At 58.2% G+C, this 11,790-nt stretch carries 10 protein-coding genes and 1 pseudogene; 8 read left to right on the top strand and 3 right to left on the bottom strand.

The window, feature by feature from the left end; all coding sequences use genetic code 11:
- A pseudogene (locus ACFO6X_RS15285) lies at nucleotides 1–274 on the bottom strand (RNA-guided endonuclease InsQ/TnpB family protein); the annotation flags it as partial.
- Between the two features lie 494 nt (nucleotides 275–768).
- On the opposite strand from ACFO6X_RS15285, the gene ACFO6X_RS15280 reads away from it, so the two are divergent.
- On the top strand, nucleotides 769–2,394 hold the full coding sequence (locus ACFO6X_RS15280; protein WP_382434730.1) for a methyl-accepting chemotaxis protein: 1,626 nt from the start codon (nucleotides 769–771) through the stop codon (nucleotides 2,392–2,394).
- 4 nt (nucleotides 2,395–2,398) lie between these two features.
- Here the strand turns inward: ACFO6X_RS15280 and gph are convergent, their stop codons facing one another.
- A complete protein-coding gene (gene gph / locus ACFO6X_RS15275) occupies nucleotides 2,399–3,100 on the bottom strand; it encodes a phosphoglycolate phosphatase (RefSeq protein WP_382434728.1) in 702 nt (233 codons plus the stop codon).
- 77 nt (nucleotides 3,101–3,177) lie between these two features.
- On the opposite strand from gph, the gene ACFO6X_RS15270 reads away from it, so the two are divergent.
- Complete coding sequence (locus ACFO6X_RS15270; protein WP_382434726.1) at nucleotides 3,178–4,569, top strand: sensor domain-containing diguanylate cyclase; 1,392 nt, start codon at nucleotides 3,178–3,180, stop codon at nucleotides 4,567–4,569.
- A gap of 216 nt (nucleotides 4,570–4,785) precedes the next feature.
- Here ACFO6X_RS15270 and rpe read toward each other — a convergent pair whose 3' ends face one another.
- Entirely contained in the window at nucleotides 4,786–5,466 is a 681-nt protein-coding gene (gene rpe, locus ACFO6X_RS15265; protein WP_382434724.1) for a ribulose-phosphate 3-epimerase, read from the bottom strand.
- Nucleotides 5,467–5,496: 30 nt separating this feature from the next.
- Between rpe and apaG the strand changes: the two genes are divergently transcribed.
- Genes apaG through ACFO6X_RS15235 form a run of 6 tightly spaced genes read left to right on the top strand, consistent with a single transcriptional unit; the run spans nucleotide 5,497 to nucleotide 11,789 of the window.
- A complete protein-coding gene (apaG, locus tag ACFO6X_RS15260) occupies nucleotides 5,497–5,904 on the top strand; it encodes a Co2+/Mg2+ efflux protein ApaG (RefSeq protein ID WP_382434722.1) in 408 nt (135 codons plus the stop codon).
- Nucleotides 5,901–7,880 carry a site-specific recombinase gene (locus ACFO6X_RS15255; RefSeq protein ID WP_382434720.1) on the top strand — a complete coding sequence of 660 codons (1,980 nt, stop codon included), beginning with the start codon at nucleotides 5,901–5,903 and terminating at the stop codon, nucleotides 7,878–7,880. Before apaG ends, ACFO6X_RS15255 begins: the two co-directional genes overlap by 4 nt.
- Before the next feature lie 40 nt (nucleotides 7,881–7,920).
- Complete coding sequence (gene thiL / locus ACFO6X_RS15250; protein WP_382434718.1) at nucleotides 7,921–8,895, top strand: thiamine-phosphate kinase; 975 nt, start codon at nucleotides 7,921–7,923, stop codon at nucleotides 8,893–8,895.
- 11 nt (nucleotides 8,896–8,906) lie between these two features.
- Entirely contained in the window at nucleotides 8,907–9,179 is a 273-nt protein-coding gene (locus tag ACFO6X_RS15245) for a hypothetical protein (protein WP_382434716.1), read from the top strand.
- 46 nt (nucleotides 9,180–9,225) lie between these two features.
- Nucleotides 9,226–10,692 carry an efflux transporter outer membrane subunit gene (locus tag ACFO6X_RS15240; RefSeq protein WP_382434713.1) on the top strand — a complete coding sequence of 489 codons (1,467 nt, stop codon included), beginning with the start codon at nucleotides 9,226–9,228 and terminating at the stop codon, nucleotides 10,690–10,692.
- Nucleotides 10,693–10,712: 20 nt separating this feature from the next.
- Complete coding sequence (locus tag ACFO6X_RS15235) at nucleotides 10,713–11,789, top strand: HlyD family secretion protein (protein WP_382434711.1); 1,077 nt, start codon at nucleotides 10,713–10,715, stop codon at nucleotides 11,787–11,789.
- Nucleotide 11,790: the final 1 nt, after the last annotated feature.

Below are 11,790 nucleotides of genomic sequence, written 5' to 3'. Positions count from 1 at the left end.
GCTTGGCCTTTTTGAACTGCTTGCGGGCCTTGGCGTAGTCCTCGCACACCTGTTGCACAGTGGGCGAACCGATGTGTATGCCATCGCACTGGCTGAAACCGTTGGTCAGCTTTTGCAGGTCGTAGCCACTGAGAAACTGATGACGCTCACGGATGGCGCGGTGGCTCGTTTCATTGCAGAAGTTCCAGACCTGATTGACCTCACGCGCCATCAACGCGAGCACTTTGGCGTGCTTGTCTTTGATGCGCAGACGCAGGGTTTTGGTGCAGTCCATGACGTAGATTATGGATTGCAAATCCCTATTAGCACGCCTACGGCGTGCGCGCTCTCAACCCCGGACTGAACTCTGGGACTTCCCGCGCACCGGGTGACCCCCCCACCCAACAGCACCTGCATGCCTCTGCCTAGTTTATTGACTGCACCTATCGACTACTTACCTAGGATTTATTATTTTTAATATCGATCTAGCACAGCGGATAAATCAAACAAAATAAAAACCATACCGAAAGAGGTACAATCTTGACCCCCGTCCGCTTGGGGGAATTATTTTTGCTGTGGCCCGTTGCCTAGGCCATCAAGCACGCTGAACCTTGCAAAAGATAACAAAAACCGATGCACTGAATTTATTCCCTATCGAAAACCCTGATGTGTAACCAAAAGAAACAACTCAAAATACAATAATTTCAGGGTTGCCTACTAAATTCAGCAGCTATTTTGCACCGCCATCAGCAGCCTCATCATTTTACGCCGTCCTCATAGGTGCCAAGCATGTTCAAACTATCCTCTTACAGTGTTTCTAGGCGGTTGCTCACCCTGATATTGGCTGCCGCACTGGGCATTTTGGCACTGACTGCTATATTTCTTTTTTCGGAACGTGGCCTGATTATGCAGGAGCGCCAAAATGGCGTGCGTCAAACGGTAGAAACAGCACACAGCATTTTAGAGCATTATCATAATCTGGCTAAAAGTGGGGTTTTACCAGAACCTGAGGCGCAAAAGCAGGCTGTGGCTGCCATCAAGGTTTTGCGCTACAGCAAAGAAGAGTATTTTTGGCTCAATGACATGAATGCACTCATGCTGATGCATCCAATTAAGCCAGATTTGGATGGCAAAAACATGCTCCAGCTAAAAGACCCCACTGGAAAATTGTTTTTTAATGAGATGGTGAGCAAGGTCAAAGCCAGCGGTGCTGGATTTGTGGATTACATGTGGCCTAAGCCGGGTCATGAAACCCCTGTACCCAAAGTATCCTATGTGCAAGGATTTGGCCCTTGGGGCTGGATCATTGGCTCTGGTGTTTATGTAGACACGGTCGATTCAGTGATTGTGGAGCGGGTCGGCTTTTTTGCATTGGGGTCGCTGGCATTGGCTGCTTGCTTGTCTTTGCTGGGCTGGTTGATTGCACGGGGCATCTTGCAACAACTGGGTGGAGAACCAGCCTATGCCACAGCCATTGCCCATCGTTTGGCCGAGGGAGATTTGTCGGTAGACATTGCCGTTCGAGACCCCAACCACCCCAGTTTGCTCAATGCCATCCAAACCATGCGCGACAAAATCGCCAGCATGGTGGGGCAAGTGCGCCAAGGAGCCAGCGCCGTAGCCACCGCCAGCGCACAAATTGCCAGCGGCAACAGCGATTTATCGGGCCGCACCGAGGAACAGGCCAACGCCCTCAATGAGGCTTCCAGCTCAATGTCCGAACTGGGTGGCACCGTCCAACAAAACGCCGACAATGCCCGCCAAGCCAACCAACTGGCCATGAGTGCCTCGACTGTGGCTGCACGCGGTGGCGAGGTCGTCTCAGAAGTGGTCGAAACCATGAAGGGCATCAACACCAGCTCACGCAAAATCTCTGACATCATCAGCGTGATTGATGGCATTGCTTTTCAGACCAATATCTTGGCCCTCAATGCCGCTGTGGAGGCGGCACGGGCTGGAGAGCAAGGTCGGGGCTTTGCGGTGGTGGCCTCCGAAGTGCGCAGTTTGGCAGGCCGCTCTGCAGAAGCGGCCAAAGAAATCAAAGTGCTGATCAATGCCAGTGTCGAGCGGGTCGAACAAGGCACCGCCTTGGTCGATCAGGCAGGTGCCACCATGACCGAGGTGGTCAACAGCATCCGCCGCGTCACAGACATCATGGGGGAAATCAGTGCTGCCAGTATCGAGCAATCTACTGGGGTGATGCATGTTGGCGAGGGTGTCGCCCACATGGATCGGGTCACACAACAAAACGCCGCACTGGTCGAAGAAATGGCGGCAGCGGCCAACAGCCTCCATGCCCAAGCAGAAGATCTGGTGCGGGTGGTGTCGGTATTCAAGATGAACGATCATCGCACCGGATACACCGGACGCTCTGGGGGTGCTGCAGCAAGCCCGACTGCGTTATTGCTGCGCTAAGGATTTAGCGCAATCGGGCCAGGGTGTCGATCCAGCCATCGGCATCCACCTGCCGTACAGGCTGACCGTGGTTGTAGCCGTAAGTCACTAACACCACTGGGCAGCCCGCTGCGCGGGCAGCCTGGGCATCGTTACTGGAATCCCCCACCACCAAAGTACGGGCTGGCGTCGTCCCCAAAGCTTCGCAGGTTTTGCGCAGTGGCAATGGATCGGGTTTTTTCTTGGCAAAGGCATCACCGCCAAACACTTGGGTGAAAAAAACCTCTAAGCCCTTGGCGCGCAACAGTGCCTGTGCAAAGGCGGTGGGTTTGTTGGTCAGGCAGGCCAAGGGCAGGCCCCAACCACGCAGTGCCTGCAAGCCTTCCAGCACCCCCGGATAAACCTGCGAAAACTGCCCGTTGACTGTGGGGTAATGTTGGTGGTAACTGGCCCAGGCTTGGGGAAACAGTGCCTGCACAGCCACTTGCCGGGCAGCAAGCTCGGGGATGCTCAGGGCCAGCAGATGGTCTAGCACCGACTGGATCAAATGCTCGGTGCCCTTGCCCACCATGCACTCTACTTCAGTGGCGGCGATGGGGGGCAGGCCCAGATCAGCCAACATGCGGTGGAGCACTTCCACAAAATCACCCAAGGTATCAACCATCGTGCCGTCGAGATCGATGATGGCGGCATCCAACGCCGCGGGTTCTAACGGCAATATAAGCATGAAAAACTCCTGTAACAAAATGAAAATTGCAGGCAAACTGTGGCACCCCTCAGACTCCCCCTCCTGTGCTGAACACCATGCCAACAAAACGTGACTGGTTTGGACTGATTGCCAGCAGCATCCTGTACTACTTGACAGCACGGGCTGGCATGACGCTCTTTTCCTTCCAGCCTGCCAACATCACGCTGATCTGGCTGCCATCGGGCATTGGCTTGGTCATGGTGTTGACTTGGGGTCTGAAGGCCGTTCCGTTTGTTGTTCTGCCCGATTTTTTGGCTAATTTTCCGGGGCTGCTGGAGGGGCGTCCATGGTCTAGTGCGGTATTCCACACCAGCATATCTACCATTGCAGACACCTTGGCACCGTTGCTGGCTACGCAGTTGATGGGCCGCTTCATGAAAGAAGGTGTCCAGGATGCTAAAGATCTGATTTGGTTTTTACTCTATGGCTGCGCCATACCTGTGGGGCTGTCAAGCACTTTGCTATCTTTAAATCTTTTGACTGGGCATTATATTGAATCGGCTGCTGTTTTTGATTTTATCAAAATGCTGTTCTTTGCCGATTGCTTAGGCATTTTACTGGTTTATCAAATATATATTGGCTGGCCAGACGCCAAATCTTTGGTTTGGCGTCCCTACCAAACGCTGGTGGGGGTTGGCATTTTATTGGCGTTTTTATTAATGGCAGGTGTCTCCACAAAACAATGGTGGACGTATTATTTAATACTTCCAGCATTGGTGATTGCCGCTTTTGAGATAAACCTTTTTTACATTGCCACCCTCAGCAGTTTGTCCATGCTCGCCATGATTCTTACCACGGCACATGGTCTGGGGCCATTCATTGCAGATGATCCACAAGAGGCCAATGCAGAAATGATGGCTTATGTCATTTCTGCCGTTTTAACAATTTTTGGACTTTCGTTGCAGAACTCGCAACTGCACCGCACCGAGAACGATAAGCGCAAAGCAGAACAGGAAGCACAGCATGATCCCATGACAGAAATTTTGAACCGCAGGGCTTTCATGCCGCTGTTGCAGCAATCTTACGAACATGCACAAGCACACGGCAGCACTTACAGCGTGGCTATTTTGGATATTGACGATTTCAAGTCTATCAACGATCGTTATGGACATGCCGCCGGTGACATGGTGATCAAACACATGGCCTCCACGATCCAGAAATACTGCCCGGAGCAAGGCTATGCAGCCCGCATTGGCGGCGAAGAGTTTGCCATTTTGCTGCCCAATACACATGCCATCGAAGCGTACCAACGGATGGAACAAATACGAATCGACTTCATGGACACCCTGACCCCGTGCGAAGATGGACAGCTTGTTGCAGCCACCGTGAGCATTGGCATTGCCTGCTACCAAGGGCAGTCTGGTGCCAATCAGGTGCTCGGTGATGCCGATGCCGCACTGTACCGGGCCAAGGGCAGTGGCAGAAACCAAGTGCTGTGCAGCCCCTAGGTGTTTAAAAAGTCTGTGGATGGCTGCCCTGTCAAGGACGGCCCGGCCCCACCACAGCAGTGCAGGCCCACTCATTGAGCAAAACGCCCACCGCTTGGGCCCCATAGGGAACAGCAAATTGCGCGACATGCCTGTGCGGGATGTCGACCGCCGCACAGCAAAAAAACCAGACCCCATCATGAACGATGGGGTTTGTGCTCAGCACGAGTGCATGGATCAGGCCAAGGCCACACGCATGGCGTCTATCACGGCCCGATAGTCGGGCTTGCCAAAAATAGCACTGCCCGCCACAAAAGTGTCGGCCCCTGCATCGGCCACACGGCGGATGTTGTCCACCTTGATGCCGCCATCCACTTCTAGGCGGATGTCTTTGCCACTGGCTTCAATGCGTTGGCGCGCCTGCTCAATTTTGCGCAAGGCCGAATCAATGAACCCTTGACCACCAAAACCAGGGTTGACGCTCATGATGAGGATCAGGTCAATGTCATCAATCACCCAGTCCAACACGTCCAGTGGCTCGGCGGGATTGAACACCAACCCTGCCTTCACGCCTTGGCTCTGGATGGCCTGAATACTGCGGTGGACGTGGGTAGAAGCGTCGGGATGAAAACTGATGAGGTCGGCACCGGCTTGGGCAAAAGCAGCAGCCAATGCATCGACCGGCTCGACCATTAAATGCACGTCAATGGGCACCGCCGCACCGGCTGCGGTCACAGCATGGGGCTTGAGGGCTTGGCAGACCATCGGCCCAAAGGTGAGGTTGGGCACATAGTGATTGTCCATGACGTCGAAGTGGATCCAATCGGCACCGGCGGCAATCACGTTGCGCACTTCCTCACCCAGACGGGCAAAGTCGGCAGAGAGGATAGAGGGGGCAATACGGTAGGTGTGGCTCATGCCTTTCATTGTCGCAGTTAGTATTACCCCATGCCAAAGTACCAATTTCAGGTGGAAATCACCCCGGAATACCTGCCACAGCAATCCTCACCCGAGGCCGGGGTATTCAGCTTTTCCTACACCATCACGATCCACAACACTGGCGATGTGGCGGCACAACTGGTGTCTCGCCACTGGCATATCAGCGACGCCTTAGGGCACACCCAAGAGGTGAAAGGTTTGGGGGTTGTGGGCGAGCAACCGTTGCTGCGCCCTGGCGAAGCCTTCCAATACAGCAGTGGCTGCCAGCTGCGCACGCCCAGCGGTACCATGCACGGCAGCTACCACTGCGTGGCAGAAGATGGCGAAGCCTTTGCCTGCGAGATCCCGTTGTTTGTGCTGGAAGCCACCAGCCCTGGCTGCGCAGGCCAACCACTGAACGCAAGGGTATTGCATTGACGCCACCTAGCCACGATTTGCATGGTCTACTGGCACAACTGGACCCGCAGGCTGCGCTGGCACAGCGCCATCTCTGGCTGATCGACCTGCTGCACTGGGTGCGAGGCCGGGGCCAATCAGCACCGGATGCAGTGGGGCGATTGGCTTTGCTGCTGGATGCGGTGCAAGCCCGGCCCGATGTGCAACAGCGCCTGCAAACCTGGTGGCAAACCCTCACCGACACGGTAGACATCACCCCACTGTTGGCCGATTTTGGTTTTGCACCACGCACCGCACTATTGAGCGAACTGGCCGAGCGCCTGCGCCTCAAGATATTGCCCGGCAGCCCCGAAACCATTGATGCCACCGAGCTGTTCACTCTGGCACTGCCCGAAGCCTTTGATGCACAGTGGCTGGCCGCCCTGCCTGCCGATTTGCTTGAGCGCCTGGTCTTTGTGCTGTGTGGTGACAACGGCCACAGCACGCGTTGGCAGCGCACACTGCTCGATGCCATGACCTACTGCGCTGGGCAAATTTTGTCGACGGGCTTTGCCCCAGAACTGCGCCTGCGCATGACCCCAGAGACGCGCGAAGCGCAACCGTTTCATGCCCTGATTCGCGATGTAGAAAGCCTACGGATAGAAGTGCTGCACAGCCTGCGCACCCCAGACCGGCTGCAAGAGACTGCACAACGGTTGCGCGAGCGTCTTGACGCCTGCCGCAGTGCAGCCACCAGCGTGTATGGTCACTTTGAAGACAACGGCATCTCGGTCGGGCTGGTGTTTCGCTTGCGCCAATTGCGCGCTCGCATTGTGCGAATGCGTGAGCTGCTGGAATGCGTGCTCTCCCCCACCCCCGCACTGCATGGCGCTCGTTTGCTTGGGCACCTGGTGCAGGTGGCCCAAGAGCGGCGCAGCCTGCGCGCTGTATTCAGCGCCAACTCGTCTTTGCTGGCAGCCAAGGTGGCCGAGCGCAGCGCCGAAACCGGCGAGCACTACATCACCCGCACCCCCACAGAATACCGCGCCATGCTGGGTCATGCCGCTGGTGGTGGGGCCGTGATGGCACTGACCACACTGGCCAAATTCGCACTGGGTGCGCTGGCACTGTCGGCGTTTTGGGCTGGGTTTGTGGCGGGCATGAACTACGCCATCAGCTTTGTGCTGGTGCAACTGTTGCACTTTACTGTGGCCACCAAACAGCCTGCCATGACGGCCCCCGCCATGGCGGCCAAGCTCAAGGAGCTGGGTTCAGGCGAGGCCATCAATGCCTTTGTGGACGAAGTCACGCACTTGGTGCGCTCGCAGGTGGCCGCCGTACTGGGCAATGTGTTGGTGGTGTTTCCGGCCGTATTGCTGCTCACCAGCATCTGGCAGCTGTGGTTTGGCACACCCTTTTTGGATGCCCACCAAACCCAATACACCCTGCAATCCTTGCAATTGCTGGGGCCATCCGTGCTCTACGCGGCATTTACCGGCGTGCTGCTGTTTGCCTCCAGCATGGTGGCTGGCGGGGTAGAAAACTGGTTTGTGCTGTATCGGCTTGACTCGGCTTTGCGCTACAACCCGCGCATCACTGGCCTGCTGGGGCAGGCACGGGCCGCCCGATGGGCGAGTTTTTTGCGCACCAATATCTCTGGCTTGGCGGCCAATGTGTCGCTGGGGCTGATGTTAGGTCTGGTGCCAGTGTTTGCCACCTTTTTTGGCTTGGGGCTGGATATTCGCCACGTCACGCTGGCTGCGGGGCAAATTGCGGCGGCAGGCATGGGGCTGGGGTTGCTGGAGGCACTGCAACTGCCCGCCTTTTGGTGGGCGCTGGCTAGCTTGCCATGGCTGGCCGCTCTGAACGTGGGCGTGAGCTTTTACTTGGCTTTTAGGGTGGCACTGACAGCCCAAAACGTCAGTGGTGTAGAACGCTCGCGCATCTACGCCGCCATTCGGGCACGGCTGCGCACACACCCACTGGATTTTTTCCGACCCCGCGATCCTGGCACTTAAGGCATAGGCTTCTGGGCCGTGCAGACGCCACAATGGTGGCATGGGTGAATTTGATCTGATTGCGCGTTATTTCACGCGGCCTGTGCGCCGGGCAGTGCTGGGTGTGGGCGACGACTGTGCGCTGCTGCAACCGCGTGCCGGCATGCAACTGGCGGTCTCCAGTGACATGCTGGTCGAGGGGCGGCATTTCTTTGCAGGAACCAATGCCTACCGCCTTGGCCACAAGGCACTGGCCGTCAACCTGAGCGATCTGGCGGCCTGTGGTGCCCGGCCGGTGGCGTTCACCCTGGCGCTGGCACTGCCCAGTGTGGATGAGCCTTGGTTGCAAGCCTTTTCCAGCGGGCTGCTGGCACTGGCCGATGCCCACGGCTGTGAACTGGTGGGTGGTGACACCACGCAAGGGCCGCTCAATATCTGCATCACCGTCTTTGGCGAAGTGCCTGCCGGACAGGCATTGCTGCGCAGTGGTGCCCGTGCTGGAGACGATTTGTATGTGAGCGGCCAACTGGGCGATGCCCGACTGGCACTGGAGTCTTTACTCGGCCATCTTGAGTTGCCCTCTGCTGTATTGGGCCCAGCGCAACAGCGGCTGGAAGCACCTACGCCGCGTGTGGCCCTCGGGCAAGCCTTGCGCGGCATTGCCAGTGCTGCACTGGACGTGAGCGATGGTCTGCTGGGAGACTTGGGCCATCTCCTGCGTGCCTCGGGGGTCGGAGCTTGCGTGGATACCTCTTGCACCAGTGCCTTACTGGCAGCACAGGCCCAAGCCCGCTTATGCGGTCAGCCGCTCAAGACCGAACTGGTACGGCAATGCACTCTGGCTGGAGGTGACGATTACGAGTTGCTCTTTACTGCGGCAGCCAGTCAGCGCCCTGCGGTACTGGCTGCCGCCCAAGCCAGCACCACCCCCATCACACGCATTGGCACCATAGAGGCCACTACAGGTCTGCGGCTGATAGATGACCAAGGCCAAGCCATCACCGCGCGTTATGCTTCATTCGATCACTTTGCCTGATGGAACACACCATGCCTGAATCCACAGCCCCCGCCTCGCCAGCCTCTAGTATCCAAGAAGGATTGGAGCTCGCAGAACAACAACAGCAACAACGGTCACAGCAAGAATCTACCCACAGCACCGCCGATGCGCTGTCTCAAGGGGTAGACATTCTGGACGCCTTGGGCAGCATCTCAGACATCGCGTGCGATGTCGGCGGGGCCGTGGTGTCTACGGCGGGAGAAGTGCTGTCGGCGGTAGGGCAAGGCATTGGCAGCGTACTGGAAGGGCTTGGAGACCTCTGATGGGCTCGGTTACCAACCCACCAACGCCGCTACACCTACCCCCATCATGCCTTCTTCTCTTTCTCCCAACGGTCGGTGCATGATGCCCCCATGCTGGCAGGCACTGCTGGTGCTGGCGCTGGTGTTGCAAAGTGGCTGTGCGCCACTGGCACCCCACTATGTCCCTCCCGCCTTACCCGTTGCAGCACAGTATGGCCTAGAGGACGCCCCCCCCTCCCAGACCCCTGCCGCAACGCTGGATTGGCGCAGCTATTTCACCGATCCTTTGCTGCAAAGCTGGATCAACCAAGCCCTAGAGCACAACCGTGATCTGCGCAGTGCCGCGCTACGCGTGCAGGAGGCCCGTGCGGCCTATGGCATCCAGCACGCCGAGCTATCGCCCAGCATTGGTGCCCAAGTGGGCCTAGACCGCTCCCGCACCCCAGCCGATCTCAATATGAGCCGCCAGCCCCAACTGGGCAGCCAGTACCAAGTCGGGTTGGGCATGGCAACCTGGGAAATTGACTTCTGGGGGCGCCTGCGCTACCTGAGCGATGCGGCGCTGGAAACCTATCTGGCCAGCGATGCTGCCCGCCAAGCTGTCGCGTTGGGCCTCATTACCCAAGTGGCCCAAGGCTATCTGGCACTGCGGGAACTGGATGAACATCTGACCCTGGCCCGCCAAGCCCGTGACAACCGGACGCAAAGCCTGCGCCTCTTTACACGCCGGGTGGACGCAGGTGCGGCCTCACGCCTGCAACTGACAAGCTACCAAACCCTGCTAACCCAAGCAGAGGCCCAAATAGCCCAATGGGAACTGGCTCGCGCTCGGCAAGTCCATGCCCTGACCCTGCTGCTGGGCCAACCAATCACCCTGCCCGCCAACACTGCACATTGGGGTGAAGCCCCTCTGGCACCCTTACAAGCCGGACTGCCCTCCGATCTGCTGGTGCATCGGCCCGACATTGTGGCGGCAGAGCACCAGTTGCGGGCAGCCCATGCCCAGATTGGGGCCGCACGGGCTGCGTTCTTTCCACGCATTGCACTGACCGGGCTGGCGGGCAGCGCCAGCGCCGAGTTGGGAGGGCTGTTTGACAACGGCAGTGCCAAATGGGCGTTTTCGCCCAGCATCACCCTGCCACTGTTCACGAGCGGGCGCCTGCGTGACAACCTGCAACTGCAAGAGGTGCGCCGCGACATGGCTGTAGCCCAATACGAGAAGGCGGTGCAGATGGCCTTTCGTGAAGTGGTGGATGCGCTGGCAGCCCGACAAGGACTGACCACGCAATTACACATGGCCCAGCAAGCCCTGAGCGTGCAAGGCTCCCGCACTCGCCTGATGCAACAACGCCATGCCCAAGGGGCCAGCACCCTGTTAGAACTGTTGGATGCCCAGCGCGACCTGCTCCAAGCCCAACAGCAGGTGCTGCAATTGCGCTACGCCTTGCTCACCACCCAAACCGGCCTGTATGCCGCTCTGGGTGGAGGCACCCTGACAGAGCAGCAGCCTGCCGCCCCACCTTCCGCCCCCTGAGTCCGCAAGCCCCCAGCACCATGACCATGTCTTTGAAACACCGGCTCATTCCCTTGGCTTTGGCCGCCGCAACCCTGACCACAGGCACCTACGCCTGGATGCACTGGCGCTCAGGCCCACAGGACACCGCAGGACTGGTCAGTGGCAATGGCCGCACGGAGGCCACCGAGATTGACATTGCCGCCAAACTTGGAGGCCGAGTGCAAAACATTGCCGTCAAAGAGGGAGAGCCGGTTCGTACCGGCCAAACTTTGGCACAAATGCAGGTCGATAGCTTGCAGGCCTCCTTGGATGAGGCCCGCGCCCATCAGCAACAGGCCGTCACGGGCATTGCCAGTGCCGAGGCCCAAGTGGCGGTGCGCGAGAGCGAACAACGCGCGGCGCAAGCACTGGTGGCACAGCGCCAGAGTGAGTTGGAAGCCGCGCACCAACGGCTGGCCCGCTCTACCACTCTGGTGCAGGATGGCGCCTCGTCCGAGCAAGAAGTAGACGACGACCGCGCGCGAGAACGCAGCCTGCAAGCCGCACTCGTGGCAGCACAGGCCCAAGTGCAAGCGGCTACTGCGGCCATTGCAGCAACACGCACCCAAGTAGCAGGCGCACGCACCAGCGTCACAGCGGCACAGGCCACAGTAGCCCGACTACAAGCCGAAATTGCCGACCACACCCTCACCGCACCGCGCGATGGCAGGGTGCAATACCGCATTGCACAACCGGGCGAAGTCATAGGGGCTGGCGGCAAGGTGCTGAACCTGATCGACCTGTCCGATGTTTACATGACCTTCTTTGTGCCTGAGACGGTGGCAGGCCAACTGGCCTTGGGCAGCGAAGTGCGTATCGTGCTCGATGCATTGCCCCAATATGTGATTCCGGCACAACTGTCGTTTGTCTCCAGCACGGCACAGTTCACCCCCAAAACGGTGGAGACCGCCAACGAGCGGCAAAAACTGATGTTCCGTGTCAAGGCGCAAATAGCACCTGAACTGCTGCAAAAACACCAAGCTCTGGTCAAAACCGGGTTGCCGGGTGTGGCGTGGCTCAAGCCCGACCCTGCCCAGCACTGGCCGGCCCATCTGGCCGTGCAACTGCCGGAGTAAC

Origin of the sequence: Giesbergeria sinuosa, assembly GCF_042652905.1 — a bacterium.
Classification (GTDB): domain Bacteria; phylum Pseudomonadota; class Gammaproteobacteria; order Burkholderiales; family Burkholderiaceae_C; genus Simplicispira; species Simplicispira sinuosa.
This window is presented reverse-complemented; position numbering and strand designations above follow the sequence as displayed.

Coding starts and splice junctions, on each gene's coding strand:
- ACFO6X_RS15280 (WP_382434730.1), top strand. CDS start 769: ATGTTCAAACTATCCTCTTACAGTGTTTCTAGGCGGTTGCTCACCCTG.
- gph (WP_382434728.1), bottom strand. CDS start 3,100: ATGCTTATATTGCCGTTAGAACCCGCGGCGTTGGATGCCGCCATCATC.
- ACFO6X_RS15270 (WP_382434726.1), top strand. CDS start 3,178: ATGCCAACAAAACGTGACTGGTTTGGACTGATTGCCAGCAGCATCCTG.
- rpe (WP_382434724.1), bottom strand. CDS start 5,466: ATGAGCCACACCTACCGTATTGCCCCCTCTATCCTCTCTGCCGACTTT.
- apaG (WP_382434722.1), top strand. CDS start 5,497: ATGCCAAAGTACCAATTTCAGGTGGAAATCACCCCGGAATACCTGCCA.
- thiL (WP_382434718.1), top strand. CDS start 7,921: ATGGGTGAATTTGATCTGATTGCGCGTTATTTCACGCGGCCTGTGCGC.
- ACFO6X_RS15245 (WP_382434716.1), top strand. CDS start 8,907: ATGCCTGAATCCACAGCCCCCGCCTCGCCAGCCTCTAGTATCCAAGAA.
- ACFO6X_RS15240 (WP_382434713.1), top strand. CDS start 9,226: ATGCCTTCTTCTCTTTCTCCCAACGGTCGGTGCATGATGCCCCCATGC.
- ACFO6X_RS15235 (WP_382434711.1), top strand. CDS start 10,713: ATGACCATGTCTTTGAAACACCGGCTCATTCCCTTGGCTTTGGCCGCC.